Annotated in this window: 23 protein-coding genes; 9 read left to right on the plus strand and 14 right to left on the minus strand. The window is 64.1% G+C overall.

What is annotated here, in order from left to right; all coding sequences use genetic code 11:
• Positions 1-101 precede the first annotated feature (101 nt).
• Both ilvA and ompA read left to right on the plus strand, forming a co-directional pair.
• Entirely contained in the window at positions 102-1,634 is a 1,533-nt protein-coding gene (gene ilvA, locus G4923_RS14365; RefSeq protein ID WP_163137473.1) for a threonine ammonia-lyase, biosynthetic, read from the plus strand.
• Between the two features lie 235 nt (positions 1,635-1,869).
• Positions 1,870-3,000 (plus strand): porin OmpA, encoded by a 1,131-nt coding sequence (gene ompA / locus G4923_RS14370; RefSeq protein WP_163137474.1) that lies wholly within the window; start codon positions 1,870-1,872, stop codon positions 2,998-3,000.
• Positions 3,001-3,182: 182 nt separating this feature from the next.
• Here the strand turns inward: ompA and priA are convergent, their stop codons facing one another.
• Entirely contained in the window at positions 3,183-5,390 is a 2,208-nt protein-coding gene (gene priA / locus G4923_RS14375; protein WP_163137475.1) for a primosomal protein N', read from the minus strand.
• Between the two features lie 147 nt (positions 5,391-5,537).
• On the opposite strand from priA, the gene rpmE reads away from it, so the two are divergent.
• From rpmE to G4923_RS14390, 3 genes are all read left to right on the plus strand, one after another.
• Positions 5,538-5,753 (plus strand): 50S ribosomal protein L31, encoded by a 216-nt coding sequence (gene rpmE / locus G4923_RS14380; RefSeq protein ID WP_025328741.1) that lies wholly within the window; start codon positions 5,538-5,540, stop codon positions 5,751-5,753.
• 125 nt (positions 5,754-5,878) lie between these two features.
• The gene (locus G4923_RS14385; RefSeq protein WP_163137476.1) at positions 5,879-7,312 is read left to right on the plus strand and encodes a DUF2867 domain-containing protein; all 1,434 of its coding nucleotides are present in this window, start codon (positions 5,879-5,881) and stop codon (positions 7,310-7,312) included.
• A gap of 178 nt (positions 7,313-7,490) precedes the next feature.
• Positions 7,491-8,747, plus strand: a complete 1,257-nt coding sequence (locus G4923_RS14390; RefSeq protein ID WP_163137477.1) for a malic enzyme-like NAD(P)-binding protein — start codon at positions 7,491-7,493, stop codon at positions 8,745-8,747.
• 66 nt (positions 8,748-8,813) lie between these two features.
• Here the strand turns inward: G4923_RS14390 and G4923_RS14395 are convergent, their stop codons facing one another.
• From G4923_RS14395 to trmA, 4 genes are all read right to left on the minus strand, one after another.
• Positions 8,814-8,993: a hypothetical protein gene (locus tag G4923_RS14395; protein ID WP_025328738.1), complete on the minus strand. Its 180-nt coding sequence runs from the start codon at positions 8,991-8,993 to the stop codon at positions 8,814-8,816.
• Between the two features lie 54 nt (positions 8,994-9,047).
• The gene (gene rstB, locus G4923_RS14400; protein WP_163137478.1) at positions 9,048-10,373 is read right to left on the minus strand and encodes a two-component system sensor histidine kinase RstB; all 1,326 of its coding nucleotides are present in this window, start codon (positions 10,371-10,373) and stop codon (positions 9,048-9,050) included.
• 108 nt (positions 10,374-10,481) lie between these two features.
• Positions 10,482-11,189, minus strand: coding sequence for a two-component system response regulator RstA (rstA, locus tag G4923_RS14405; RefSeq protein WP_163137479.1), 708 nt, complete (start codon positions 11,187-11,189; stop codon positions 10,482-10,484).
• Positions 11,190-11,341: 152 nt separating this feature from the next.
• Positions 11,342-12,448: a tRNA (uridine(54)-C5)-methyltransferase TrmA gene (trmA, locus tag G4923_RS14410; protein ID WP_163137480.1), complete on the minus strand. Its 1,107-nt coding sequence runs from the start codon at positions 12,446-12,448 to the stop codon at positions 11,342-11,344.
• Between the two features lie 169 nt (positions 12,449-12,617).
• On the opposite strand from trmA, the gene G4923_RS14415 reads away from it, so the two are divergent.
• Entirely contained in the window at positions 12,618-13,754 is a 1,137-nt protein-coding gene (locus tag G4923_RS14415; protein WP_163137543.1) for a DUF5610 domain-containing protein, read from the plus strand.
• Between the two features lie 85 nt (positions 13,755-13,839).
• Positions 13,840-14,373 carry an ATP--cob(I)alamin adenosyltransferase gene (locus tag G4923_RS14420; RefSeq protein ID WP_163137481.1) on the plus strand — a complete coding sequence of 178 codons (534 nt, stop codon included), beginning with the start codon at positions 13,840-13,842 and terminating at the stop codon, positions 14,371-14,373.
• 95 nt (positions 14,374-14,468) lie between these two features.
• Here the strand turns inward: G4923_RS14420 and malZ are convergent, their stop codons facing one another.
• From malZ to G4923_RS14465, 9 genes are all read right to left on the minus strand, one after another.
• Positions 14,469-16,298 carry a maltodextrin glucosidase gene (gene malZ / locus G4923_RS14425; protein ID WP_163137482.1) on the minus strand — a complete coding sequence of 610 codons (1,830 nt, stop codon included), beginning with the start codon at positions 16,296-16,298 and terminating at the stop codon, positions 14,469-14,471.
• A gap of 31 nt (positions 16,299-16,329) precedes the next feature.
• Positions 16,330-17,178: an HDOD domain-containing protein gene (locus tag G4923_RS14430; protein WP_111910845.1), complete on the minus strand. Its 849-nt coding sequence runs from the start codon at positions 17,176-17,178 to the stop codon at positions 16,330-16,332.
• Positions 17,179-17,247: 69 nt separating this feature from the next.
• A complete protein-coding gene (locus tag G4923_RS14435) occupies positions 17,248-17,667 on the minus strand; it encodes an META domain-containing protein (RefSeq protein WP_163137483.1) in 420 nt (139 codons plus the stop codon).
• Positions 17,668-17,966: 299 nt separating this feature from the next.
• Positions 17,967-19,328, minus strand: a complete 1,362-nt coding sequence (yegD, locus tag G4923_RS14440; RefSeq protein WP_163137484.1) for a molecular chaperone — start codon at positions 19,326-19,328, stop codon at positions 17,967-17,969.
• 173 nt (positions 19,329-19,501) lie between these two features.
• Complete coding sequence (locus G4923_RS14445) at positions 19,502-20,491, minus strand: 2-hydroxyacid dehydrogenase (RefSeq protein WP_163137485.1); 990 nt, start codon at positions 20,489-20,491, stop codon at positions 19,502-19,504.
• Between the two features lie 77 nt (positions 20,492-20,568).
• Positions 20,569-21,048 (minus strand): CreA family protein, encoded by a 480-nt coding sequence (locus tag G4923_RS14450; protein ID WP_163137486.1) that lies wholly within the window; start codon positions 21,046-21,048, stop codon positions 20,569-20,571.
• Between the two features lie 20 nt (positions 21,049-21,068).
• Positions 21,069-21,515, minus strand: a complete 447-nt coding sequence (locus G4923_RS14455; protein WP_163137487.1) for an Mpo1 family 2-hydroxy fatty acid dioxygenase — start codon at positions 21,513-21,515, stop codon at positions 21,069-21,071.
• 234 nt (positions 21,516-21,749) lie between these two features.
• Positions 21,750-22,613 carry a hypothetical protein gene (locus tag G4923_RS14460; RefSeq protein ID WP_163137488.1) on the minus strand — a complete coding sequence of 288 codons (864 nt, stop codon included), beginning with the start codon at positions 22,611-22,613 and terminating at the stop codon, positions 21,750-21,752.
• A 187-nt stretch (positions 22,614-22,800) separates the two neighbouring features.
• Positions 22,801-23,187 (minus strand): TraR/DksA family transcriptional regulator, encoded by a 387-nt coding sequence (locus G4923_RS14465; protein WP_025328724.1) that lies wholly within the window; start codon positions 23,185-23,187, stop codon positions 22,801-22,803.
• Positions 23,188-23,649: 462 nt separating this feature from the next.
• Here G4923_RS14465 and G4923_RS14470 point away from each other — a divergent pair, with 462 nt between their 5' ends.
• Both G4923_RS14470 and G4923_RS14475 read left to right on the plus strand, forming a co-directional pair.
• Positions 23,650-24,981, plus strand: a complete 1,332-nt coding sequence (locus G4923_RS14470) for a glutamine synthetase family protein (RefSeq protein WP_106885487.1) — start codon at positions 23,650-23,652, stop codon at positions 24,979-24,981.
• Between the two features lie 172 nt (positions 24,982-25,153).
• Complete coding sequence (locus G4923_RS14475) at positions 25,154-26,515, plus strand: aspartate aminotransferase family protein (RefSeq protein WP_163137489.1); 1,362 nt, start codon at positions 25,154-25,156, stop codon at positions 26,513-26,515.
• The last annotated feature ends 42 nt before the right edge of the window (positions 26,516-26,557 follow it).

Consider the following 26,557-nt stretch of genomic DNA (forward strand, 5'->3'; position numbering starts at 1 on the left):
TGATGAGCGCGACGACAAACCATTTATGCAAAGTGCTGCTCGCCTCCTCCTGTGCCGACAAAGGTGCGGTACGTGATTTAAGCAAGCTGGAGGAATAGGACATGGTTTCAGCGGCGGATTATCTACGCAAGGTGTTGCTCTCCCCCGTCTACGAGGCGGCGCGGGTGACACCCTTGCAGAGTCTGAAAAAACTCTCCGAGCGGCTCGGCAACCAGGTCTCCCTCAAGCGGGAAGACTTGCAGCCGGTGCACTCCTTCAAGCTGCGGGGTGCCTATCACAAGATCGCCACCCTGAGCGCCGAGCAGAAATCCCACGGTGTGGTGGCCGCCTCGGCGGGCAACCACGCCCAGGGGGTGGCGCTGTCGGCGGCCAAACTTGGCATAAAGGCCATCATCGTCATGCCCAAGACCACGCCGGACATCAAGATAGATGCGGTGCGTCGCCTGGGTGGCAACGTGCTGCTGTTTGGCAACAGCTTCGACGAGGCCTATGCCGAGAGCCGCCGTCTGTCAGAAACCGAGGGCTACACCTTGATACCGCCGTTCGACGACGTCGAGGTGATCGCGGGCCAGGGCACCATAGGCAAGGAGCTGCTGGAGCAGGACACCCACCTGACCCACGTCTTCGTGCCCGTGGGGGGCGGCGGTCTGGCCGCCGGGGTGGCTGTCTACATCAAGCAGCTGCTGCCGGACGTCAAGGTGATAGGGGTGGAAGCCGAGGGCTCCGCCTGTCTCAAGGCCGCCATGGAGGCCGGCGAGCCGGTCAATCTGGAGCGGGTCTCCCTGTTTGCGGACGGGGTGGCGGTCAAGCGCATCGGCACCGAGACCTTCCGCCTGTGCAACCAGTATCTGGACGAGGTGGTGACCGTCTCCAACGACCAGATCTGCGCGGCGCTGAAAGACATCTTCGACGACTGCCGTGCCATCGCCGAGCCGTCAGGGGCCTTGTCGCTGGCGGGGCTCAAGGCCTACAGCGAGCGGGAGCAGGTCAAGGGCGGGCGGATGGCGGCCATCCTTTCCGGTGCCAACGTCAACTTCCACAGCCTGCGCTATGTGTCGGAGCGCTGCGAGATCGGCGAGAAGCGCGAGGGCATGCTGGCGGTGACCATACCCGAGCGCAAGGGGGCCTTCCTCGACTTCTGCCGTCAGCTTGGGCCCCGCATGGTGACCGAGTTCAACTACCGCTACGCGGATGCGGCCCAGGCCTCCCTGTTCGTCTCGGTGCGCCTCAGCGGGGGCGACGAGGAGCTCGGCCAGATCATCGATCAGCTCGGTGGCAACGGTTACCCCGTGGTCAACATGACAGAGAGCGAGCTGGCCAAGAACCACGTGCGCTACATGATTGGCGGCCGCCCGGCCCGGCCCCTCGGTGAGCGTCTCTACAGCTTCAAGTTCCCGGAGCAGCCGGGCGCCCTGATGCGCTTCCTCGAGACCCTGGGTTGTCGCTGGAACATCAGCCTGTTCCACTACCGCAACCACGGCGCCGACTATGGCCGGGTGCTCTGTGCCTTCGAGCTGCCGGACGAGGACGTGGCCGCCTTCCACGACTACCTGCGCGAGATTGGCTACGGCTGGAAGGAGGTGAGCGAGGATCCCGCCTACCGCCTGTTCCTGGCGAGCCAGGGCAGTCAGTGATGGCGGCTTGACCATCCCGCCCCGAGATGAAAACGAAGAGCCTGGCTCTTCGTTTTTTTATGGGCGCCCCGGGGTGTGCATCTGCCGATAATGTCGCCAATATCACACTCCTGAGTCCCTGGTCGTTTGAGGCTGGTTGCAGATGGGATAATCTGAGTGCGGGGCTTGGGTTCAGGGCCCCGTCAGGGAAGAGAGGCGCATCCGCGTCATAACAATTCATTGCAGGGGCTCATCCATGAACAGATCTATGCTCGCCGTCCTGATCGGCGCTCTGATGGCAACGGGGACGGTGCAGGCTGCCGCCCAGGACAATACCTGGTATGTCGGCGGCAAGGCCGGCTGGTCCAATTTTTACGGGGTGGATTACGACGCTCAGGTCGAAGAGCTGTTTGATGCGACCAGGGTGAACGAGAACAGCGATGATCTCGGGCTTGGGCTCTTCGCAGGCTACCAGGTCAACAGAAACCTGGCCGTCGAGCTCGGTTATGACTGGCTCGGCAAGTATCAGGTGGACAAGCACTACTCGGGCAATGGCGTTGATTTTGCACTCGATGGCGAGGCCAAGGCCCAGATGGTGCAGGCCACCATGAAGATCATCCTGCCCGCGACCTCAGCTCTGGATATCTACGGCCGCCTCGGGGGAGCCTACGCCTGGACCGAGAGCTCCCTCAACGTCAGGGCCAGCGATGGTACCAGCAGCCTTTCCGAGTCCCATGAGGGCAACAAGTATCACGGTGCCGCCTTTGTGGGGGCATTGGGCATCGAATATGCCATCGACAGGGATTGGGCCGCCCGCCTCGAATACCAGTACACCACCCCTCTCGGCAAGACCTCGCTGGAGGAATCCGGCATTGAGATGGACAACGGCCTGCTGTCGGTGGGCATGCTCTATCGCTTCGGTCAGGTCGGTGACGAGCCGGTGGCGCCGACGCCGGCTCCCGTGCCTGAGCCAGCACCGGCCCCCGTGCTGGTAGAGAAGCAGTTCAGTCTGGACTCGGACGTCTTGTTTGAATTCAACAAGGCGACCCTGAAGCCGGCCGCGAGCCAGGCGCTGGACAGCCTGTTTGCCCAGATCCTGGCGGCCAACCCGAAAGACGGGGTGGCCACGGTGATCGGTCATACCGACCGGCTGGGATCCGATGCCTACAATCAGGCCCTTTCGGAACAGCGTGCCCGCACAGTGGCCGACTACCTGATTGCCAAGGGGCTGTTTGCCGACAAGGTGCGGGCCGAGGGGCAGGGCGAGTCGTCACCGGTGACGGGGGGCAGCTGCCCGGATGGCGCCAAGGCGCAGATGATCGCCTGTCTGGCCCCGGATCGCCGGGTCGAGGTGCGGCTGACCGGGGTTTCCCAGGTCGCCGAATAAGCCGGAGCAGTCATGGGGTAAAAACAACGAGGGGGCCCAGGCCCCCTCGTTGCGTTCTGGCTCTCCCCCTCATCCCCAACCCTTCTCCCGCGAGGGGGAAGGGAGCAAAGACGCCATGGCGGGTGCGCACTATCGCAAGATCCGTTGATTAGCGAAGCGTAATCGGACCAGCGCAGCGACCCTTAATTCAACTCCGTGGGATCGATATCCAGGCTCCAGCGCACCTTCTTGGTCTCCGGCCAGCCGTCCAGCTCCTTCACCGCCCAATCCAGCAGTTGCGCCAGCGGCGCCCGGTTTGGCCCCTGTACCAGCAGCTGCATGCGGAACTTGCCCGCCTTGCGCTCCATGAAGCCGCTGATGGGCCCGAGCACCTGCACCTGGGGATAACGGGCGCTGCGCAGGGTATCGGCGAGCCGGCCGAGGAACAGCTGCACCTCGTCGCGACCGTTGGCCTCGGCCCTGAACAACCCCTGATAGCTGAAGGGCGGCAGCCCCAGCAGGCGGCGCTCTTTGAGCGCGGTATCGGCGAAGTGGCCGTAACCGTTCTGGGTAAGGTCCTGCAGCAGGGCGTGCTCCGGGTGGTGGCTCTGCAGCACCACCAGCCCCGGTTTGCTGGCGCGACCGGCGCGGCCCGCCACCTGGGTGTAGAGCTGGGCCAGCTTCTCGGCGGCGCGAAAATCGGCGGAAAACAGGGCGCCATCCACGTCCAGCAGACCCACCAGGGTTACGTCCGGGAAGTGGTGCCCCTTGGCCAGCATCTGGGTGCCGATCAGGATCTTGTACTTGCCCGCCTTGATGTCGCCGAGGTGGGTCTCCAGCTCCCCCTTGCGGCGGGTGTTGTCTCTGTCGATGCGCACCACAGGGTATTGAGGGAACACAGTGGTGAGCAGCTGCTCCAGCTGCTCGGTGCCGACCCCTGAGCCAATCAGCTCGCTGCTGCCACACTCCGGGCAGCTATGAGGCAGCGGGCGCACGCTGTCGCAGTGGTGGCAGTGCAGCCGACGCCCGGCCTGATGCCAGGTGTACCAGGCGTCACAGCGCTCGCAGGCGGCGCTCCAGCCACATTGGTGGCAGATAAGCGAGGGGGCATAGCCGCGCCGGTTGAGGAACAGCATCACCTGGTTGCCCGCCACCAGGTGCTCTGCCATCAGCTGCTCCAGCTGGGGAGAGAGCCCGGCCTGCAGCCGCACGCTCTTGATGTCCAGGATCACCTGGCGGGCGGTCTGGGCGTTGCCGGCGCGCCGCGTCAGGCTGAGGTGGTGATACTTGCCAGTGCGAGCGTTATGCAGCGTCTCCAGCGAGGGGGTGGCCGAGCCGAGCAGTATGGGGATACCGGCACGATGGGCCCGCATCACCGCCAGATCCCGCGCGTGGTAGCGAAAACCATCCTGCTGCTTGAAGGAGCCGTCGTGCTCCTCGTCGATGATGATGATGCCGAGGTTCTTGAACGGGGTGAAGACGGCGGAGCGGGTGCCGATCAGGATGGCGGCTCCACCGTCGCGGCAGGCGAGCCAGGCATCGAGCCGCTCTCTGTCGTTCATGGCGGAGTTCATCGCCACCACCGGTACCTTGAAGCGGCGGCGGAAGCGGTTGATGGTCTGGGGGGTGAGGCCTATCTCCGGCACCATCACCAGGGCCTGCTTGCCCGCCTTGAGCAGGGGCTCGAGGATGCTCAGGTACACCTCTGTCTTGCCGGAGCCCGTGATGCCGTCCAGCAGGAAGGCGCCGAACTTGTCGCTCTGGCTGGTGACGGCGGCTACCGCCAGCGCCTGCTCGCCGTTGAGGCGCAGCCCCTCACCGGCGTCAAAATGGGTTGCCCAGTCGCCGTCGTGGCTCGGCTCCAGGCTGCGCTTCTCCAGCAGCCCCTTCTTCTCCAGGGCGGTGAGGGCGGCGCTCTGAATCTCCTCCTGCTTGAGGGCCGATGGGGTCTGGGGCCCCTTGCGCAGCAGGGCGAGGGCCTGCTGCTGCTTGGCGGCCCGTTTGAGTTCGTTGAGATCGATTGCCATCCCGGCTTCGGTGGCAAACCAGAATTCCAGCTCCCGGTAGGCGGCGGGCTCCCCCTTGCGCACCAGCACAGGCAGGGCGTGGGGCAGCACCTCACCCAGGGGATGCTGGTAGTAGCCGGCGCTCCAGGCCATCAGCGCCAGTATGTCGGGCCCCAGCACAGGGGCCGTGTCGAGCACCCGTTTCAAGGGCTTTAACTTGGCGCGGGGCACCTGACTCTCGGTCGGGTGATCCACCACCAGACCGACCAGGGTCTGGGGGCCGAAAGGGATCTCGACCCGGCAACCGGGCTCAGGCAGGGGCAAAGGGGAGAGATAGTCGAAGTGACGGCGCAAGGGCACCGGAACAGCGACACGAACCAGATCAAGCGTTTGCGATGAATCCACCAGGGGTTGCCTATTTTTTCTGCGAAGCCACTTGCCTGAACTCAGGCATTTCCTATATTATTCGCAGCCTTTGAAACTGTGTTCAACAATCGTGTGGTGTCCGACAAGAGATCGGATGGCGACACGGCCTGATAATCGAGGTTGTCCATGAAAGCTGGTATCCATCCCGAGTACGTAGCCATCACCTGCAAGTGCTCTTGCGGTAACGTCATCAATACCTTCTCTACCCTGGGTAAAGATCTGAACCTGGACGTGTGCTCCGCATGCCACCCGTTCTATACCGGCAAGCAGAAAGAAGTTTCTAGCGGCGGCCGCGTAGACAAGTTCAACAAGCGTTTCGGTGGTCTGACTGCCAAGAAGTAATCTTACTTCTGAAGAATTCTGAAAAAGGCGCCCATCGGGCGCCTTTTTTACTGGCTGGCATTCTGTATTGCCCCGCTTTGCCCTATGGTGGTGCGAGTCCATGGGGGATGGCAAGGGGGGTCGAAATGCGAAACTGTCTGGTGATGGGTGCGGCGGGTTACATAGGTTCCTATCTGGTACCCCACCTGCAAGGGCTGGGTTACAGGGTGATCGCCGGGGCCCGACGCCCTTGCCGCCTGCCGGAGGGGGTGGAGTTTCGTCTCGCCGACAGCCTAAAACCTATCACCCTGCTGCCGGCCCTTGCCGGGGTGGATACCGTCTTCTATCTGGTGCACGCCATGGGGGCAGGCGCCGGTTTTCACCGGCTGGAGCAGCAGGGGGTGAAGAACTTCGCCGCCGCCGCCCGCGCCGCCGGGGTGCGCCGCATCGTCTATCTGGGGGCCATACAACCGATCCCCTGCAACAGCCGCCATCTCAACTCCCGTCGCCACTGCGGCGAGCTGTTTCGGGAGGCGGGCGTGCCCACGGTGGAGCTGCGGGCCGGCATCATCATAGGGCCCGGCTCCGCCGCTTTCGAGGTGATGCGGGATCTGGTGTTCAACCTGCCCATGATGGTGACGCCCAAGTGGGTGCGCTCCCGCACGCCCCCCATAGCCCTCTCCAACCTGCTGCACTATCTGGGCGGCCTGGTGGAGGCGCAAGGGGTGGATGGCCGCATCTTCAACGCGGCCGGCCCCGAGCTGCTCAGCTATCAGCAGCAGTTGCAGAGGTTTGCCGCCCACATCGGCAAGCGTTGCCCCATCATTCCCATCCCCTTCCTGAGCCCCCGGCTCTCCGCCTGGTGGTTGCAGTTTGCCACCTCTGTGCCCCAACCCATCGCCAAGGCGCTGGTGGGCGGCCTCAAGCACGACATTCCGGCCGACGATGGTCCACTGCGGGCCCTGCTGCCCCAGCACCTGCTCAGCTTCGACGAGGCGCTGACGGAGAGCCTGGCGCTGGAGCAGAAGCTTGGCGCCGAGCAACAGGGGGAGGAGACGCCGCTCGGCCTGCGCTGGCGACATCCCGAGTACGGCTTCTACGATCGCACCGCCAGCGGGGAGGCCGAGTGCCTCGCCTCCCCCGAGGTGGTGTGGCAGGTGCTGCAGCAGCTGGGGGGTGAGCAGCGCTACTTCTACATGAACGAGCTGTGGGTGGTACGCGAATGGATGGATCACCTGATAGGGGGCCCGGCGCTCACCCGGGGGCGCACCAATCCTGATCGCTTCGTGAAGGGGGACATGCTGGACTCCTGGCAGATCCTCGGGGTGGACGAGGGGCGCAGGCTGGATCTGCTGTTCAACATGAAGGCCCCTGGCGTCGGGCGACTGGAGTTCAACATCCAGCCCCAGGAGTCCGGCCTGACACGGCTGCGGGTGACCGCCCACTGGCACCCCCAGGGGGCCTGGGGCCTGGCCTACTGGCTCGCCATGCTGCCCTTCCACCTCTTCATCTTCCAGGGGATGACGGAGGCCATCGCCCGCCAGGCGGAGGCGAGGGCCGGCATTCCCGTGATGGACTGAAATCGCATCTATAACTAAATGGGTATTTCTGCGTGGCAGGAGATGCTGCTGAGTCAGCTGTCAGTGCGACTTGGCGATATTTTCTGCTGTGAAAGGGGGCGGGTTTTCTTTATGATCCCCAGCCCTCGCCACAGGCGAGCCAATGCACCACTCATTCACTTCCGTATCGGGGTCCCCCATGTCCGATCTGCGTCACGATCTTCGTCAACAAGCGCTCGATTACCACGCCCAGCCCATTCCCGGCAAGATAGCCATAGCCCTCACCAAGCCCGCCGAGACAGCGCGGGATCTGGCCCTGGCCTACAGCCCTGGCGTCGCCGAGCCGGTGCGCGAAATCGCCGCCAACCCGGCCGATGCCTACCGCTACACCGGCAAGGGCAACCTGGTGGCCGTCATCTCCAACGGCACCGCCATCCTGGGGCTGGGCAATCTGGGGCCGCTGGCCTCCAAGCCGGTGATGGAGGGCAAGGCCCTGCTGTTCAAGCGCTTCGCCGGCATCGACGCCATCGACATCGAGGTGAAGCACGAGACCAGCCAGCAGTTCATCGACACAGTCGCCGCCATCGCCGACACCTTCGGTGGCATCAACCTGGAAGACATCAAGGCTCCCGAGTGCTTCGAGATAGAGCAGGCGCTGATCGAGCGCTGCGATATACCGGTGTTCCACGATGATCAGCACGGCACCGCCATCGTCACCGCCGCCGGCCTGCTCAATGCGCTGGAAGTACAGGGCAAGCGCATCGAGCAGAGCCGCATCGTCTGCATGGGCGCCGGTGCCGCCGCCACCGCCTGCATGGATCTGCTGATCAAGTGCGGCGCTGCGCCACAGAACATCTTCATGCTGGACCGTCAGGGGGTGATCCACAGTGGTCGCACCGATCTCAACCAGTACAAGCAGCGCTTCGCCAACGACACGCCGCTGCGCACCCTGATGGATGTCATCGACGGGGCGGACGTGTTTGTCGGCGTTTCCGGCCCGGACGTGCTGCCTGCGGAGGCGGTGGCCTTGATGGCCCCCAATCCGGTGATCTTCGCCTGCTCCAACCCGGATCCCGAGATCAAGCCCGCCCTGGCGCACTCGGTGCGCAGCGATCTCATCATGGGCACGGGTCGCTCCGACTATCCGAACCAGATCAACAACGTCATCTGCTTCCCCTTCATCTTCCGCGGCGCCCTGGACGCGCGCGCCAGCCGCATCAACGATGCCATGAAGGTGGCGGCGGTGGAGGCGATCCGTGGCCTGGTGAAAGAACCCGTACCGGCCGAGGTGCTGACCGCCGCCGGGGTGAGTGCGCTCACCTTCGGCAAGGAGTACGTCATTCCCAAGCCGATGGATGCCCGTCTGCTGCCCCGTGTGGCCCGCGCCGTGGCGCTGGCGGCGGTAGCCTCCGGCGTGGCGCGCATCGCGCTGCCTGCAGATTACATGCAAGATTGAGCCGACTGAGCACGACAAAAGGGGCCCCATGATGGGGCCCCTTTTCATTGGGAGCTTGTGCGCCTGTTACTTGGTCTTGGGGGCCACTTTCACGGCCGGTGCGGCATGGGTCGCCTTGTGATGCTTTTTCACCACCTTGGTCTGGGTGGCCTGGGGTGCGGCAGCCTTGGTCGGGGTGGCAGCCATGGTGAAGCCGGAGGTCAGGGCGAAGACAGCGGCCAGGCTCAGGGGGATCAGCTTTTTCATATTCCAGTTCCTCGTTCGGTTTGATGACATGGAGCGGCTCTCCATGACGTCATCCTAGGGCTGCCGGGTCTGAGGTTCAGTGAGTGGCTGGTGACGGTTTGTATCCAAATGTACGGGCAGCCTGAGGCAGAAGCGGGCCCCCGTCTCGGCGGGCAGCAACTGCACCTCGCCCCCGTGGTGGCGCGCTATGCTGCGCACTATGGCGAGGCCTAAGCCCGTGCCGCCAGTGCGTCTGTCCCGGCTCTGATCCAGCCGCACGAAGGGCTCGAAGATCTGGGGTGCCAGCGCCGGATCTATGCCGGGGCCGTCGTCGGCCACCTCCAGCAGATAGTGATCCTGCTGCCGGCTCATGGTGAGGCTCACCCGGCTGTTGGCGTGGCGCAGGGCGTTGCCGATGAGGTTCTCCAGCGCCCTGTCCAGCAGGCGGATGTCGCCGCGCCAGGGCAGGGGATGGGCGGGAAGCTGGAGGGCGAGTCGTCTGTCCGGGCGCAGCGCCTGCCAGTCCGGGAGCCGCTCCCCGGCCCAGCGACCCAGCTCGAGATCGCTGCACTGCAGCGGCAGCTCGGGGCGATCCAGCCTGGCATAGGTGAGCATCTCCTCGATGAGGGCGTCCAGCGCGCCGAGATCCCGCTCCAGCCCCTGCTGCTCCTCGGCCGAGGGGGGCTCGGCCAGCATGGCGAGTCGGTAGCGCAGCCGCACCAGGGGGGTGCGCAGCTCGTGGGCGATGGCGTCGGTCAGCTGCTTGCGGCTGGCCAGCATGGCCTGCAACTGCTCGGCCATCTGATCGAAGGTGCGTCCCACCCGGCCCAGGCTGCTGCCGGGAGGCAGGCCGGTGCGGCAGGAGAGATCCCCGTCACCGACCCGGCGCGCCGTCTGTTCGAGCCGTTGCAGGCCGTGCCAGTGGGGGCGCAGCCAGAGCAGTATGGGCAGGCCGAGGGAGAGACCGATGAGCAGCAGCAGGCCCACGTCCACCCAGTGCAGTTCGTGCAGGTAGGAGAGATAGGGGACGGGGCCGACGATCAGCACCTGGTCGGTGCCCGGGATGCGCTGCAGGAAGGTGTCATCCTCCTCGACGATGACGATGTTGCCCGCCTCGAGGAAGGCCTGATCCTCCCTGGCCAGTGGCTGGTTGGCGAGGGCGCCGAGTTGCAGCGGCAGGTTGAGCTGCTGGCTCTGCTCCCCCATGCGGGCGGGCCAGCGTGCGGGTGGCAGCCGGGCCAGCTCGCCGGTGAGCAGCCCCAGGGAGCCCTGCATCATGTGCTCGAGATAGCGGTCACCCGCCCGCTCGGCACTGACCTGATAGACCAGGCCGATGAGCAGGATGGCGAGGCCGAAGCAGCCGATCAGCAGCAGATAGAACTGGATAAACAGGCGGCGCATGGGGGCTCTCCTCTTGCCTGGATTGCGTCTGGGCGCCCCCCTCATCCCCAACCCTTCTCCCGCAAGGGGAGAAGGGAGCAGAGAGCATCAAGGTCATTCGGTAACTGCTTATTCCCAGGCCTGGGGTACCAGCAGGTAGCCCTTCTGGCGCACCGTCTTGATCCGGGTCGGGTTGGTGCTGTCATCCCCGAGCCGGCGGCGCAGGCGGGAGATGGCGACGTCCATGCTGCGGTCCTGGCCGTCGTAGTCGCGGCCCCGCAGGCTGCGAAACAGCGCTTCTCGCCCCAGGATCTGGCCGGCGTGGCAGGCCAGCTCCCACAAGAGATCGAAATCGGCGGTGGAGAGGGGCACGCTGTTGCCGTCGAGGCGCACATCCCGCCCCGGGCCATCGATCCGCAGGCGGCCGAATTGCAGGCGCTGGGGGGGCGTGCTGAGGGCGGCCGGTTGCGGCGCCTGCCCCTGCTGGCGGAACTGGACCCGCAGCCGGGCCAGCAGCACGGGGGGCGGCGTGGTCTTGAGGATGTAGTCGTTGGCCCCGAGCTCCAGGCTGAGGATCTGGTTCATGTCGCTGTCGAGGGAGGTGAGCATGACGATGGGGCCGGCGAAGCGTGGCCGCAGATCCCGGCACAGGGAGAGGCCGTCCTGCCCCGGCAGCATGATGTCGAGCAGCACCAGATCGGGCTGTTCGGCCTCCACCCTGGCCAGCGCGAGATCGCCCCGGGTCTCCAGCAGCACCTCTATGTCGTGGCGGCCGAGCCAGCTGCTGATGAGCTGGCCTATGTCGGGATCATCTTCAACAAACAGAACGCGTGGCATGGCGGCGTGGCCCCCGGCTATGGCGCGAATGCGCGTGTCGCCAGCATAACGGCTGCGCCCGCGCCCTGCACCGGGATAACTAATCAAAACAGGGCCCGCGGGCCCTGTTGTCATTCTGCCTGTCGAGGGGGATCGGTGTGTCCCCTGCGGCATCAGCCCGCCTTGCGCTTCAAGTACACCCCGGCTTCCATATGGTGGGTCCAGGGGAACTGGTCGAACAGGGCGAAGCGGGCGATCTCGTGGGTCTCGCCCAGCACTGCCATGTTGGCCTGCAGGGTCTCGGGGTTGCAGGAGATGTAGAGGATGTTGTCGTACTCCTGCACCAGCTTGACAGTAGCGTCGTCGAGACCGGCACGGGGCGGGTCGACGAAGATGGTGTTGCACTGGTAAGCGCCGAGATCGACCCCCTTGAGGCGGTTGAACTCCCGCTCGCCGCGCATCGCCATGGTGAACTCCTCCGCCGACATGCGCAGTATGATCAGGTTGTCCACTCCGTTGGCGGCGATGTTGAACTGGGCAGAATCCACGCTCGGCTTGGCGATCTCGGTAGCCAGCACCTTGCGGAAGTTCTGGGCCAGGGCGATGGAGAAGTTGCCGTTGCCGCAGTAGAGCTCCAGCAGGTCCCCTTCGCTCCCGCGGGTCACATCCAGGGCCCAGCCCAGCATCTGCTCGTTGATGGCGGCATTGGGCTGGGTGAAGCTGTTCTCCACCTGCTTGTAGACCAGCTCGCGGCCTTGCACCGTCAGCCGCTCGATGACGAACTCCTCCCCCAGGCAGATCTTCTGCTTGTGGGCGCGGCCAATCAGTTGCAGATCGAAGCCCTGGGCCCGCAGGTCGGCCTGCAGGGCCTCTGCGGCCTGCTGCCACTCCGCTTCCAGCTTGCGGTGGTAGAGCAGGCTGACGCACAGCTGGCCGGACTGGGTGGAGAGGTAGTCTATCTGGAACAGCTTGCGGCGCAGCACCGGGTGCGGGCGCAGCCCTGCCAGCAGCACCGGCATCAGCCGGTTGATGAGCAGGCTGGCGGTGGGGAAGCTGTCGACCCGGATGATCTCCTTGGTGGTCTGGGCATACATGCAGTGGAAGAGGTCATCCCCCTCGTGCCAGATGCGGAACTCGGCACGCATCCGGTAGTGCTCGGCGGGGGAGGCATGGACCTCAAGCGCGGGCGGGTTGAAGTCGGCGAACAGCTGGGTGAGGCGATCGCGCTTCTCGTCGAGCTGGGCCTGGTAGTCGGCGGGGGTCCGCTGGGATTGGGTCATAGATACCTCAGATGCACACCGGCAGGGCCGGGCAGAAACCGGGGGAAGGCCGCAGCCAACCAAAGGGTGAGGATTTTAAAAGGCCGTCGCGGATTGTCCAAGTTTTTTGTGGTCAAGAAGTGGCCAGTCGGGCCGATAACCGATCCACCACTATGGCGGGAGAGTGATGATGCAGATCGATGGCATGGGCGCAGCCCAACCCAAGGGAGTGGGCATTGCTCCCAAGTCGCCTCAACAGGCAGAGTCGAAACCGGCAGGCAGCGGGGAGGAGGTTTCCCTGAACAAGCCCCCGAAGTGGGCCCAGGTGCTGATCCAGCAGGCGCTGCAATTTGCGCTGGAGATCAATGGTCAGCACTATCAGGCCCCCAGGAGTCAGGAGTTCAAGCTGGATCCTCCAGAGGCCATCACCCCGGAGACCCTGTTCGATTACGAGGCCGTGGCGGACAACGTGCTGCAGTTCGTCACCGGACGGCTGGGGGCGGCCCGTGCCGACGGCAAGTCGGATGAGGATCTGGCCAAGATGATGGAGCAGGCCCGCAAAGGCGTGGAGATGGGCTTCGGCGACGCCAGAAAGCAGCTCGGGGGCTGGGCGGACAACGAGGACATCAAGACCGGCATGGATCAGAGCTACAAGCTGATCCAGGAGGGACTGGAGTCCTTCGAGCAGGAGTTCTTTGGCGAGGTCTCGACCACGGATCTCGGGGCGGCCAAGATGGCCAGCCGGCAGCAGGCCTTTCTCGAGATCGAGACCCGGGACGGGGACAAGGTGATGCTGCGCTTTAGTGACAGTTGGCAGTTCAAGTCCCGAAGCGACGGGAGCGGCAACCAGTTCAGCCTCAAGTCGAGCCAGAGTTTCGACTTCTCCCTGGAGGGGGATCTCGACAGTGGCGAGATGGACGCCATCGGCAAGCTGGTCAAGGGGCTGGACGAGCTGGCCGGCCAGTTCTTCGGGGGCGGGGAGGGCAAGACCCTGGCCGACAGGCTGGATGGGTTGCAACTGGACGACAGCCAGCTGGCCTCCTACTCCCTCAAGCTCAAGCAGTCGGCCCGCTTGAGCCAGACCTATCAGGGGGCCCATTCGCTGCAGGAGGGGCTCAAGCCGCTGGCGGACTACCTGCCGAAGCTGAGTCAGCTGCAGCAGCAGGCCGATGCCCTGTTGCCACCCGTCCAGCAGCAGGCGTTGACCCCTGCGGTGCTGGCGGCGCGAGGCCAGGGCGAGGCGGCCGAGGGCGCCGGTTTCATGGGCTTCAACCAGCGGATGCTGGAGGCCATGAGGCTGCTCGGCCAGCAGATGGCGACGAGCTGATCCCGGCTCGTCGCCCCTCTGATGCGGCGTTTGCCAGCCCGGGCCGGGGCTGGCAAACTGCCCTTTTCTCCAGCCAGACGATGCCATGAACCCCAAGAAGCCAAGAGACAAGCGCGAGCTCTGCTACCCCTTCATCTTCGAGACCCAGTTCCAGTGTGACTACGAGATCGCCACCGACGAGCTCTGCTGCCAGGTGGGGGCCGTGCTCTCCCACCTGGTGCCGGATGCCGACACTCAGCCCATGCTGGCGGATCTCACTACCTTGCAGCGGCTCATCTACAACCTCAACGGCTCGGTGCGCGGCAGGCTCGGGATCTTCGAGGAGGATCTGGACTGGCTGAAGGGACGTTACGATCACTACAACGAGGCGAGCCGCGGCCGGGTCACGGGTTTCGTGCTGCCCCAGGGACCCCAGCCCATTCCCACCCTGCACCTGTGCCGCTGCGGCAGCAAGAAGGTGGTGCGCCTGCTGGTGCGCCTCGAAGAGAGCGGCGTGCGCTTCGACCCCATCCTCTACCGTTTCGCCAACCTGCTGGCCAACTTCTTCTTCGTGCTCACCGTCTACCTCAAGCAGGCCTGGGATGTGCCCGAAGTGCCCTACGTCAGCATCAACTACTGAGGTTGCATGGGGTTGCCACAAGGCTGGCCGAAGCGACATAAAGAAAAACCGGAGCACAGGCTCCGGTTTTGCTTTTCCGCGTGCCAACAGCGCATTCAGCTGGAGAGCAGCACCCTGGCCGAGTTGGCCGGTATGGTGAGCTGCACCTCCCCTTGCACCACCTCGAACTTGTCACCGTTGAAGGCGTCGGTGAAGCGGCTGGCGGGGCTGGCTGTCTGCCACAGGGGCAGGCTGATGGTGCGCGGCTCGGTCGGGTGGCGGTTGCAGGCCACCACCACCTGATCGCTTTGCAGGGTGCGGGCGAACACATAGCTGTGAGGGCCGGCGTAGAGGGTCTGGATGTCGCCCCGGCGCAGGGCCGGACGCTGGCGGCGCAGCTGGATCAGGCGGCGATAGTGATCGTGCAGCACATGGTCCCAGTCCGTGGTGTCCCAGGGGAAGCAGCGACGGCAGTCCGGATCGTTGCCGCCGGAGAGCCCCACCTCGTCGCCGTAGTAGATGGAGGGCACGCCGATATAGGTGATGAGCAGGGTGGCGGCGAGCCGCATGCGCTGCTTGTCCTCCCCCAGCAGGTGGAGGAAGCGGGCGGTGTCGTGACTGTCCAGCAGGTTGAACTGGGCCAGCTGGTTCTTGAACGGGATATGGGCCCGGGCCAGCTTGAGCCATCTGTCCAGCTCCTCGGCGCTGATCCGGATGGGGTGATAGGCGATGTCCTGCCCCGCCAGGAAGGCGCGGATGGGGTGGGCGAAGCCGTAGTAGTTCATGGCGCCGTCCTCCTGATCCCCCTGCAGCCACTGGCTCGCCTCGAAGAAGTGTTCGCCGAGCACGTAGGCGTCCGGGTTCTCCTGCTTGACGGCGCCGCGAATGGCACGCACATGGCCGCTGTTGCCCATGGCCGAGCCCCGCTCCCCCAGCATGTGGATGACGTCGAAGCGCCAGCCGTCGATCTGGTAGGGGGCGCGCATCCAGTAGCGCAGAATGGCGTTGTCTGCCCGATACACGGCGTCCTGCACCTGCTCGCTGGCAAAGTCCAGCTTGGGCAGGCTGCGAATGCCCTTCCAGCTGACATAATCCCCCTCCTGGTCGAAGGTGTAGAAGCTGCGCCAGGGGGAGTCCGGGTTGCTCTGGGCTCCCAGCGGCGGGCAGAACCAGGGGTGGTCGGTGGAGGTGTGGTTGACCACGGCGTCCAGGATGATCTTCATGCCGCGCTGATGCAGGTTGCGGGTCAGCTCGGCAAACTGGGCATTGGTGCCGAGGTGCGGGTCGACGCTGTAGTAATCCTGGGTGTCGTACTTGTGGTTGCTCGGCGAATCGAAGATGGGGTTGAGGTAGAGCGCCGTCACCCCGAGGGATTGCAGGTAGTGCAGCTTGGCGTCTATGCCCGCCAGATCCCCGCCGTAGAACTCGCAGGCGCCGTGCCCCTCTTCATGGCGGCTGACCGGCTCCCCCCAGGCCTTGCTGATGACCGCCTTGCCGCGGTACTCGTACTCGTGATGCTTGACGCTCAGCGACGGGTCGCCGTTGCAGAAGCGGTCCGGGAAGATCTGGTAGAAGACCTGATCCTGTACCCAGGTCGGCGGCTGGTGATGGCTGTTGAAGCGGAAATGTTGCTCGCGCGGCGGCATGGCGGCGCTGACGCCCGCCCCGTGCAGCCACCACTGCTCCTGGTCGGTGAGGCACTTGAAGCAGTAGAGGTGGATCTCCTGCCCCTTGGCCAGCGGCAGCTCGACCTGCCAGACCTGCAGTCTGTCCCGGGTCGAGACAGGGCGCATGGCTACCAGATATTCCTCGTTGTCCGGCTCGTGGCGCAGCCACACCTCGCGGATGGGGGCGTCCAGCTCGCTGAACAGGGTGAGCAACAGGGTATCGGCACTCTCTTTGAACCAGGGTGCCACCTGGGGATGAAACAGGAAGGGATGGGTCATGGTATCTACTGCATCAGAGGGTGGCCAGAGGCTACTGGGTCAGGAGGTCGGCGAGGGCATTACCCTGCTCGTGGAGTTGCTCCAGCTGATCCGCCAGGGTGGCGGGATCCAGCCCGAGCTGGTCGGCCAGCGGCTTGGGGAAGCGCGCTATGATGGCCTGGGCCGGTACCCCGGCGTGCCAGGCGAAGGAGACGAAGACGGAGAGCCGGATCAGCACCGCCTCCTTGCTGACCGGATCGTGGGAGAGGGGATCCAGCTGCTGGGCGATGGCATCGACGAAGGAGGACGACAGGTTCCAGCGCTTCGCCAGCTCGGCGCCGAGCTGGGCATAGTCGTACCCCAGCATCTCCCGCTGGGCCTCGACCCGGCTGCTCCCCTTCTCGATGGCCAGGTTGATGAGCCCGGCCTCCTCCGGCAGTGTGCTCTGGATCAGCAGCTCGCCGATGTTGTGAATGAGGGCGCAGGTGAAGGCGCTCTCCGGATCCACCGCCCTGGTCTGCTGGGCCAGGGTGCGGGCTATGGTGGCGACCTGGAAGGTCTGGGTCCAGAAACGGTGCTTGTCAAAGCCCGGGGGGGCCTTGAAGCTGCTGATGATGCCGGAGGCGACCACCACGGAGCGCAAGCGGTTGAAGCCGAGGCGGATCACCGCCTGCTCGATGGAGGTCACCTCGTTGCCCCGGCGCAGGGCGGCGGAGTTGGCCATCCGCAGCACCTTGACGCTGATCACCTGGTCCATGGCGATCTTGGCCGCGATCTCGTCGATGCGGGCATTCTCATCGTTGAAACTCTGCATCAGCTCGTGCAGCAGCTGCGGGATTGTGGGCAGTTGTTTGATCTTGCCAAACAGGCGATCCATCGACATGGCTGAGGCAGCCTCCATTGCGAACAGTGCCTCATATTGTGCCACAGCTGGGCCAGTTGTTCCTGTCGGCGAGTGGTTTTGTGAGCCCTAGTACACCCAGTCTCGCAGTCTGTATTCCAAACGGTGCCGTTTTCCGGTCAGGATCAGGGTCTGTGGCGTGCCGCTCAGGGTCGCCCCCTCCATCAGGGTAGCGAGTACCGCCTGTTCGATCTGGTCGAGCCGGGGCGGGCAGGCCATGGCCGTGCTGCCGAGGCTGGTAACCCAGAGTCTGTCATCCTCGAGATGGCCCTGGCCGAAGTAGCGGTTGCACCCGGCGATGCCATTGACGGTGAAGTGCTCCCCTATCTCGATGTCGGGGGGATTGATGCGGCTGCTGGGGATGGCCTGGCCATCCAGCTTGTCGAGCACCCAGTGGTGGTGCTGCAGATCTTGCGAGGCGAAGCGGGGAGTACTGCTGCAGGCGCTGAGCAGGAGCAGGGCGAGCAGCAGTAGCAGAAATCTGGGCATGGAAGGGGCTCCGGTGATGGGAGCGACAAGCATACCCGTGCCATGGCCCGGGAGGCAGGGCGAGGGGGGGCCAGCCCGACCGCTTCTGTCGCCCTCAGGGGAAGGGGGGTGTCGGTAAATGGCAACACCCGCCCCGGGCGAGCCTCGTTTCAGGCAGCAGGGATCGCCCATGGACCCCTGCCGGTACCTCAGCCGGCAAACAGCCGCTCGGCGTAGCGGGCCAGGCCCGAGGTTATCAAACCGAAGTCATCCCCACCTTCCAGAGGAGATGTGGTGGGTAGCCTTTGGCGTGTCGGGGATCAGCCGGCGAACATCCGCTCGGCGTAGCGAGCAAGGCCCGAGGCCACGGAACCGAAGTCATCCCCTCCTTCCAGAGGCACTGCGGGCAGCTTCTGGCGAATAAAGGCCTTGATGAGGGGGGAGCGGGCGCTGCCACCTGTGACGAAGACCCGGTCCGGCGACACGCCGGCGGCGGCGATCGCCTCGTCCATCAGCTCGCCAATCTTCTCCAGCAGGGGGGCCGAGGCACTGGCCAGCTGAGGGCGAGTGAGTTCAGCCTCCAACCCCTTCTCCAGCTCGTTCAGGGTCTGGTGATTGAGCTCATGGTCGGACAGGGCGATCTTGCCCTGCTCGGCGCGCCACACCAGCTGGTGGCTCAGCTTGTGGGCCCGCAGGCTGGCGAGCCGTGAGAGCTTGCTGCCGGGCTGGCTGTCGAGCTGCAGATCCTGCAGCTGGCGGGCGGTATCCAGGCTGTAGAAGCGGCTCTGGGCGCTGACGTCGTTGATGGCGGCCGCGTCCCAGAACAGCGGGTGGGGCAGCGGCTTGCCGGTTTTGAGGGTCTCGTGCATGCCGAGCAGCGGCATCATGCCCTCCACTGTCAGGCGGATGTCGAAGTCGTTGCCGCCGATGCGCTGGCCGCTGTGGCCGAGCAGATCGCCGCTGCGATCGAGCCGGTCGCGGTGGCTGGGGCCCATGCGCAGCATGGAGCAGTCGGTGGTGCCGCCGCCTATGTCCACCACCAGCACCACGGCATCCTCGGTGAGGCGCGCCTCGAACTCGAAGCCGGCGGCGACCGGCTCGTAGAGAAACTCCACCCGCTCGAAGCCGGCGAGGCGGGCAGCCTCACCCAGGATGGCGATGGCCTGGCGGTTGCTCTCCTCCCCGGCCAGCCCCTGGAAGTTGACCGGGCGACCTATCACCGCCTGGCGCACGGGGGCACCTGTCTGCTGCTCCGCCTCGTGGCGGACGTGCAGCATCATGGCGCAGACGATGTCCTCGAACAGGGCGATCTGGGGCGCCTTGAGGCCGTAGGCCCCGAGGAAGGATTTCGGCGACTTGATGTAGTAACCGTCATCCGGCTCCTCCAGGTAGCGCTCCAACGCCGCCCCGCCGAAGCTGAGCTCGTCGATGAGCCCCTCTTCGCGCATCTGGCGACGCACCGCCTGAGCCCGGGTCACCACGGGGCCCCGCAGCTTGAGGTACTCCGCTTGCTGGGTGCTGGCCAGCCGTTCGGCCAGCAGGCCGGCGATGGCGTCCCGGTGCGGGGCGTGCAGGGTGGAGGGGAGGTAGTGGGAACCGGAGAGGGTCAGCAGCCTGGGGCTGCCCTGTTCCATCACGGCGACGGCACAGTTGGAGGTACCGTAATCAAATCCGACAAACATGGCGGCCAGGCTCCTGAGTAAAAAAGGGCTGGTAGCCTACCTGATGACGTCGGGTCTCACAACCCGGCGCCATGGTTATTGAGGTCACAGTGTGCGATAGGACGAGCGAGGCGTATGTCGGCGCAAAGTACAGAGGGAGTGGCTCCCTCTGTCTTTCATCGCCAGGGGAGGGGTCACTCCACCTCGTTGTCGCTGCGGCCCCGGCTATCTATGGCCTGGATGTTGCCGAGGGTGGTGTCGGCGATGGCGTGCAGCGCCTCCCGGGTCAGGAAGGCCTGGTGACCGGTGAACAGCACGTTGTGGCAGGCGGAGAGACGGCGGAAGACGTCATCGGTGATCACCTCGTTGGACTTGTCCTCGAAGAAGAGATCTTCCTCCTCCTCGTAGACATCCAGCCCCAGGGCGCCGATGCGGGAGGTCTTGAGGGCCTCGATGGCGGCGTTGGAGTCGAGCAGGCCGCCCCGGCTGGTGTTGATGATCATCACACCGTCCTTCATCTTGGCGAAGGCCTCCTTGTTCAGCAGGTGGTAGTTCTCCTTGAACAGGGGGCAGTGCAGGCTGATGACGTCGGACTGGCGCAGCAGGGTGTCGATGTCCACGTACTCGGCCCCCAGATCGATGGCCGCCTGGCTCGGGTAGGGGTCGCTCACCAGCAGCCGCATGCCGAAGCCCTTGAGGATGCGCAGGGTGGCGATGCCGATCTTGCCGGTGCCTATGATGCCGGCGGTGCGGCCGTGCATGTTGAAGCCGACCAGACCCTCCAGGGAGAAGTTGGCATCACGGGTGCGCTGGTAGGCCTTATGGATGCGGCGGTTGAGGGTCATCATCAGACCCACGGCGTGTTCGGCGACCGCCTCGGGGGAGTAGGCGGGCACCCGCACCACTTTCAGACCCAGCTCCTTGGCGGCGACCAGATCCACGTTGTTGTAACCGGCGCAGCGCAGGGCGATCACCTTGGTGCCGTTGGCAGCCAGCTCGGTCAGCACCTCCCGGTCGGCATCGTCATTGACGAACAGGCAGACCACGGGGAAGTGATGGGCGAGGCGGGCTGTCTTGGCCTCCAGCCGCACGTCGAAGAACTCCAGTTCGAAGCCGTACTGGCTGTTGGCCTGATTGAAGTGTTCCTTGTCGTAGCTCTTGGTACTGAAAACGGCGACTCTCATGGTGCGCTCTCCGCAGATAATGATGTGGTTAAATTACAACAAATAGTGACCGTCATCACGGGATAAATGGTGGGGATTCAGCCCCAGGGCATGATGGGGACGGCGCTCACTGCGCTCTTGTACGAACCATCCACCAACTTGGTGCTGTAAGTCAGATAGACAAGCGCATTGCGCTTCTCGTCGTAAAAACGCACCACCTTCTGCTCCTTGAACACCAGTGAGGTGCTGACGTCGAACACCTCTTCCCCGGCTTTGAGCTTGGCGGGCAGGGTGATGGGACCTATCTGGTGGCACGACAATGAGGCGTGGGAGGGATCTTCCGCCAGCCCGAGACCGCCCTTGACGCCCCCGGTCTTGGGGCGCGCCAGATAGCAGGCGACGCCGGCTATCTTGGGGTCGTCGAACGCCTCCACCAGGATCTTGTGATTGGGGCCGACCAGCTTGAAGGCGGTGCTCACCTCGCCGACGGGATCGGCCTTGTCGGCCAGCGCCGGACCGGCAAACAGCATGCCCAGCAGCAGAGGCAGGGCGCGGGTGAGGGGGAAATTGTGTGTCATGGTTTCTCCTTTGGACTCCCTCAGTAGGGGATACCCAAGCTACGATAGAGGCTGGCCAGCACCCAGGCGGGGCCGACCAGCAGAAATTGCAGGTCGGCGAGGAAGGAGGGGCGTTTGCCCTCTATCCGGTGGCCGACGAACTGGGCTACCCAGAGCAGCGCGAAGCCGGACAGGGCGGGCCACAGCAAGGGTCCTTGCCAGCTGTGGCAGAGGGCCAGTCCCAGCGCGGTCAGCGCCGCCATTCCCACGAACAGGGCAAACGACAGCTGCAGGTAGAAGGCCAGCACCGGAATGGCAACCAGCGCCGCCCAGTTGAGGGAGGGCGGCAAGGGCCCGGCCGGCAGGCACCAGAGCAGGGCCAGGGTACAGAGGTAGATACCGGGCACCGCCACCTTGTGGATGGCTACATTGACCGGGTGCCGGTGGCTCTGGCCGTAGTCGCTGAACCAGTCGTCGAGTCGTTTCATGGCACCTCCCTGGTGCTGCGGTTGAAACCGGCCCGCTTATTCCCTGCGAGCCGATGGTCAGGGACTAACGCCCTTGTGGCGGCGAATGCTTGGCTGCGTTACTGCCCCTGCCTGGGGGGGGATAGTCCCAACAAATAGGGCTCCGGAATCCCGGCGTTACTGCCCCTGCTTGGGCGGATAGTCCCAGCCCCGGCATTACTGTCCCTGCCTGGGCGGATAGTCCCGGCCCCGGCATTACTGTCCCTGCTTGGGGGGATAGTCCCAATATTGGGCTGGAATGCTCCTGAGCAAGGGGGTCATATCCGGGTTGGGCAGGGATATGGTGACCCGCTGCTCCAGGTTCGCGCTGGCCAGGGCCTCGCGGATCCTGGGATTCTCGTGGAAGAAGGTCATGAAGCTGCCGTCGGCATAGGCCCGCTCCAGTCCGGTCTGGATCGCCTTGGCCAGCTTGGGGGACTCTGGGCTGACGAAGAAGAACTCGGCGAAGGGGTAGCGGATCAGCAGGTGCTGCTCTATGGCGAGATTGGGGTACTGGGCCGCCAGCTCACGGCGTTCCGCGAAGATCTCCACCAGACCGCGGGGGAAGAAGTCGAGCTTGTCACCGTCGTTGATGAGGCGGAACAGGTTGCTGTAGCGCCCCGCATAGGTCGCTATGCCCGCCTGCTCCAGGATCTTGTTGTCGGCCCAGCCGACCCCCTGGGCCGCTTTCAGCAGCTTGAGATCCGCCAGGGTGTTGACCTGGTTGAACTTCTCCTGGGCATCGCTGTGAATGAACGACAGCCGCAGCCCTTCCAGACCGCGGAACAGCGGAATGGGGACGGGGATCAGGGCGGATTCGAGGGCGCTGGAGGTGCCCATCCAGAACACATTGATGGTTTTGCCCTTACGCAGCTCCTGCTGCAGGGTGAACTGATTGAGATTGAGGTCGACCCGCTCCAGCTTGTAGGGCTGTCCGGCACGGTCGAGTGCCAGCTCCAGCAGCTTGAGCTGGTATTCGCTGTCGAGGTCATTGATCGGTCGGCTGGGGACCTTGACGGTGAGAGTCTGCGCCTGTGCCAGCAGCGGCAGGCACAAACACAGCTTGATGAGCCATTTCACGCTCTGATCTCCTGTAGAGTCCGGGACTTGCCCGGAGTCTAACAGAAGTTGTCACGCTCTTGCTGTGAAGCCGCAAACAAGGTTCATGTGCAGCCCGGCATGCTTGTCTGTCTACACGGACGCCGGTGCCTGCACACTGCCTTGCCAGCGGCCCGGTGCGACAAGGTGGTGACGGTTCACTGGCGCATCAGGCGACGCGGCGGAACACGTGGGTATCGTTGAATTCCTTGGTGCTCTGGCACTCGACGCAGAAGCGGGACTCAGGGCGAGCCTGCAGCCGCTTGAGGGAGATCTCGTCACCGCAGGACTCGCAGTAACCAAAGTCCCCTTCATTGATGCGTCTCAGCGCCCCTTTCAGCTTGCGCAGATGCAGCTTGTCGTGCTCGATGCGGTTCAGCTCCAGACGGCGGGCCTCCTCGATGCTGGCACGATCAATTTCATCGGCCATCTCGTTGGTATCGGTGGCGATGGCCTGGCTGGCTTGGGAGTTGAGACGCTCTTCGAGCTCGAGGATTTGTCGCTCGATCTGACCCTTGTAAAAGGCCAGTTGGTCTTCAGTCATGAAATCACACATAGGGTTTGCTACCAGTCAGTTTCCCAATTTTTCCCATTTATGGGGGCTTTAGGCCCGCAGACCAAGCCCCTGTAGTCCGATTTGCACCAAATCCATGCAGGAGAGTGCAAATCAGGGCGGGCCTTGTACCAAAAAAATGCAGGTATGCAAAGAGAATTGGATAAGGATTGTGCGCCCTTGCAAAGAAATGGGCCCGCTCCGACAGGGGCTGACTGAGTATCGAGCAGGTTATGTCCAGCCTTGGCATCGTGCTTGCAATGGGCTGATCGTGACACAGAGTGTTTAGTATTTGGTGCCGCATTGGTCATTATATCGGCCATTGTTTATAGTTTTTTAAACACCACTGCTTGACAAAGGCCTTTATCACGGGCTTTTATGGTGAGGTCGATTACATTTTCTTAACAAGGGTGTTCCTTATATTAGACACCCTTGCCAATGACAACCGTAGAGTCGGGGTTTAACATGGACAGTATCAAGGGCTGGATGGAGAGCAATCGCATCACGGAAGTGGAGTGCCTGTTCCCGGATTTCACCGGCAATGCCCGAGGCAAGATCATTCCAGCCAACAAGTTTCTGCGCGAAGGGGGCATGCGGCTGCCCGAGGTCATCTTCACCCAGACGGTGACCGGCGAGTACCCGGATGACGACAGCATGATAGACCCGCTGGAGCGGGACATGCAGCTCTATCCCGATCCCAACACCATTCGTTTCGTGCCCTGGGCACTGGAGCCCACGGCTCAGGTGATCCACGACTGTTTCGACATCAATGGCAAGCTGATCGACATAGCGCCGCGCTCCGTGCTGCGCCGGGTCCTGTCATTTTACGAGAAGCAGGGCTGGAAGCCGGTGGTGGCCCCCGAGCTCGAATTCTATCTGGTCAAGCGCAATGAAGACCCCGACTATCCGCTGGTGCCGCCGGTGGGCCGCAACGGCCGCCCCGAGACGGCTCGCCAGTCGTTCAGCATAGATGCGGTCAACGAATTCGATCCCATCTTCGAGGACATGTACGACTACTGCGAGGCCCAGGAGCTGGAGGTAGACACCCTGATCCACGAGTCCGGCGCCGCCCAGATGGAGATCAACTTCCTGCACGGTGACGCCATTGATCTCGCCGACCAGGTGTTCCTGTTCAAGCGCACCATGCGGGAAGCGGCACACCGTCACGGCATCTATGCCACCTTCATGGCCAAGCCCATGAGCGATGAGCCGGGCTCCGCCATGCACATCCACCAGAGCCTGGAAGATGCCGAGGGGCGCAACCTGTTTGGCACCAGCGAAGGGGGCAACTCCGAGCAGTTCATGCACTTCATCGCCGGCCTGCAGAAGTACACCCCGGCGGTGACCGCCCTGCTGGCGCCGAACGTCAACTCCTACCGCCGCCTCACCTTCGGCGAGAGCGCGCCGCGCAACGTGCAGTGGGGCGTGGAAAACCGCACCTGCGGCCTGCGGGTGCCCTTCTCCGAGCCGAGCGCGCGCCGGGTCGAAAACCGCTTCGCCGGTGCCGACGCCAACCCCTATCTGGCGCTGGCCGCCACCCTGGCCTGCGGCTACCTCGGCATGCTGGAGAAGCTGGAGCCGATGCAGGAGATGAAGGCGAGTGCCTATGACCTGCCCTACAGCCTGCCCCGTTCCCTGGAGGAGTCGCTCAGCCATCTGGAGCAGTGCGAGCCCATCAAGGACATGCTGGGGGAGCGCTTCATTCGCGCCTTCGTCGCGGTCAAGCGCAAGGAGTACGAGACCTACTTCGGGGTGATCAGCCGCTGGGAACGGGAATTCCTGCTGCTGAACGTCTGACCCGTCTCGGGAGGGGCGCAGATCCCTCCCGTCACTCTCAAAGCAAGATGGCACTGGCTCGTGAGGGGCGGCTGATGGCGCCCGCTCGCGGCCGCACCGTGCCCGTGGGCCAGCCGCCCTCAGCAATTGACGAACAAACATCGCTTAAATCGAAGGAACCGAGGAGCAAGCAATGAAGCAGACCACCCGCGAGTGGCAACAACTGGATGCCAGCCACCACCTGCATCCCTTTACCGACTTTCAGGCCCTGAACAAGAAGGGCAGCCGCATCATCACCAAGGCCGAGGGGGTCTATCTGGAAGACTCCGACGGGCGCCGCATCCTGGACGGGATGGCGGGCCTGTGGTGCGTCAACCTGGGCTACGGCCGCCAGGAGCTGGTGGATGCCGCCACCAAACAGATGCAGCAACTGCCCTATTACAACCTCTTCTTCCAGACCAGCCATCCCCCCGCCGCCGAACTGGCGACCCTGCTGGCCGAGATCACGCCGCCCCATCTCAACCACGTCTTCTTCACCGGCTCGGGCTCGGAGTGCAACGACACCGTGCTGCGCATGGTGCGTCACTACTGGGCCAGCAAGGGGCAGCCCGACAAGCAGGTGATCATCAGCCGCCACAACGCCTATCACGGCTCCACGGTGGCGGGCGCCAGTCTGGGGGGCATGAAGGGCATGCACGCCCAGGGTGGCCTGCCCATTCCCGGCATAGTCCACATCGATCAGCCCTATCACTTCGGTGAAGGTGAGGGCATGAGCGCCCACGAGTTCGGCCTGGCCCGTGCCCGCCAGCTGGAAGAGAAGATTCTGGAGCTGGGGGTGGACAAGGTGGCGGCTTTCATCGGCGAGCCAATCCAGGGTGCCGGCGGCGTCATCATTCCGCCCGACAGCTACTGGCCCGAGATCCAGCGCATCTGTGACAAGTACGGCATCCTGCTCATCGCCGACGAGGTGATCTGCGGTTTCGGTCGCACCGGCCACTGGTTCGCCAGCGAAGGCTTCGGCATCAAGCCTGACCTCATGTGTCTGGCCAAGGGCATCACCTCGGGTTACCTGCCGATGGGGGCTGTGATGGTGGGGGACAGGGTCGCCAGGGTGCTGGTGGAAGAGGGGGGCGAGTTCAACCACGGCTTCACCTATTCCGGTCATCCGGTGGCCTGCGCCGTGGCCATCGCCAACATCCAGCTTATGCAAAGTGAGAGCATAGTTAAGCGCGTTCATGATAGTATCGGCCCCTATTTGCAGCGCCGCTGGAGCGAGCTTGCCGATCACCCGCTGGTGGGAGAAACCCGGGGTAAAGGCCTGGTCGCCGCGTTGGAAATAGTCCAGGACAAACAGACGAAACGTCGTTTCCCGGCCGAACTGCACGCCGGGATGACCTGTCGGGAGTTCTGTTTTAACAATGGCTTGGTGATGAGGGCTGTCGGCGATACCATGATCATATCGCCCCCCTTGGTGATCACCGAGGAACAGGTGGATGAATTGGTCAAACTGGCCAGGCTCAGTCTGGATCTGACGGCTGCAAAGCTGCAGGAATAGGCTGAAACCGGGCAGATTGGCTTACGCATACAATTTGCTTAG

It is taken from the genome of Aeromonas rivipollensis (assembly GCF_010974825.1).
Lineage (GTDB): Bacteria > Pseudomonadota > Gammaproteobacteria > Enterobacterales > Aeromonadaceae > Aeromonas > Aeromonas rivipollensis.

Excerpts from the sequence above, each read along its gene's own strand:
- yegD (WP_163137484.1), bottom strand. The coding sequence starts at position 19,328 with ATGTTTGTCGGATTTGATTACGGTACCTCCAACTGTGCCGTCGCCGTG.
- ilvA (WP_163137473.1), top strand. The coding sequence starts at position 102 with ATGGTTTCAGCGGCGGATTATCTACGCAAGGTGTTGCTCTCCCCCGTC.
- rstA (WP_163137479.1), bottom strand. The coding sequence starts at position 11,189 with ATGCCACGCGTTCTGTTTGTTGAAGATGATCCCGACATAGGCCAGCTC.
- G4923_RS14390 (WP_163137477.1), top strand. The coding sequence starts at position 7,491 with ATGTCCGATCTGCGTCACGATCTTCGTCAACAAGCGCTCGATTACCAC.
- G4923_RS14435 (WP_163137483.1), bottom strand. The coding sequence starts at position 17,667 with ATGCCCAGATTTCTGCTACTGCTGCTCGCCCTGCTCCTGCTCAGCGCC.
- G4923_RS14455 (WP_163137487.1), bottom strand. The coding sequence starts at position 21,515 with ATGAAACGACTCGACGACTGGTTCAGCGACTACGGCCAGAGCCACCGG.
- G4923_RS14450 (WP_163137486.1), bottom strand. The coding sequence starts at position 21,048 with ATGACACACAATTTCCCCCTCACCCGCGCCCTGCCTCTGCTGCTGGGC.
- G4923_RS14385 (WP_163137476.1), top strand. The coding sequence starts at position 5,879 with ATGCGAAACTGTCTGGTGATGGGTGCGGCGGGTTACATAGGTTCCTAT.
- G4923_RS14415 (WP_163137543.1), top strand. The coding sequence starts at position 12,618 with ATGCAGATCGATGGCATGGGCGCAGCCCAACCCAAGGGAGTGGGCATT.
- rpmE (WP_025328741.1), top strand. The coding sequence starts at position 5,538 with ATGAAAGCTGGTATCCATCCCGAGTACGTAGCCATCACCTGCAAGTGC.
- G4923_RS14465 (WP_025328724.1), bottom strand. The coding sequence starts at position 23,187 with ATGTGTGATTTCATGACTGAAGACCAACTGGCCTTTTACAAGGGTCAG.
- malZ (WP_163137482.1), bottom strand. The coding sequence starts at position 16,298 with ATGACCCATCCCTTCCTGTTTCATCCCCAGGTGGCACCCTGGTTCAAA.
- G4923_RS14420 (WP_163137481.1), top strand. The coding sequence starts at position 13,840 with ATGAACCCCAAGAAGCCAAGAGACAAGCGCGAGCTCTGCTACCCCTTC.
- rstB (WP_163137478.1), bottom strand. The coding sequence starts at position 10,373 with ATGCGCCGCCTGTTTATCCAGTTCTATCTGCTGCTGATCGGCTGCTTC.
- G4923_RS14475 (WP_163137489.1), top strand. The coding sequence starts at position 25,154 with ATGAAGCAGACCACCCGCGAGTGGCAACAACTGGATGCCAGCCACCAC.
- G4923_RS14430 (WP_111910845.1), bottom strand. The coding sequence starts at position 17,178 with ATGGAGGCTGCCTCAGCCATGTCGATGGATCGCCTGTTTGGCAAGATC.
- G4923_RS14395 (WP_025328738.1), bottom strand. The coding sequence starts at position 8,993 with ATGAAAAAGCTGATCCCCCTGAGCCTGGCCGCTGTCTTCGCCCTGACC.
- G4923_RS14470 (WP_106885487.1), top strand. The coding sequence starts at position 23,650 with ATGGACAGTATCAAGGGCTGGATGGAGAGCAATCGCATCACGGAAGTG.
- G4923_RS14445 (WP_163137485.1), bottom strand. The coding sequence starts at position 20,491 with ATGAGAGTCGCCGTTTTCAGTACCAAGAGCTACGACAAGGAACACTTC.
- trmA (WP_163137480.1), bottom strand. The coding sequence starts at position 12,448 with ATGACCCAATCCCAGCGGACCCCCGCCGACTACCAGGCCCAGCTCGAC.
- ompA (WP_163137474.1), top strand. The coding sequence starts at position 1,870 with ATGAACAGATCTATGCTCGCCGTCCTGATCGGCGCTCTGATGGCAACG.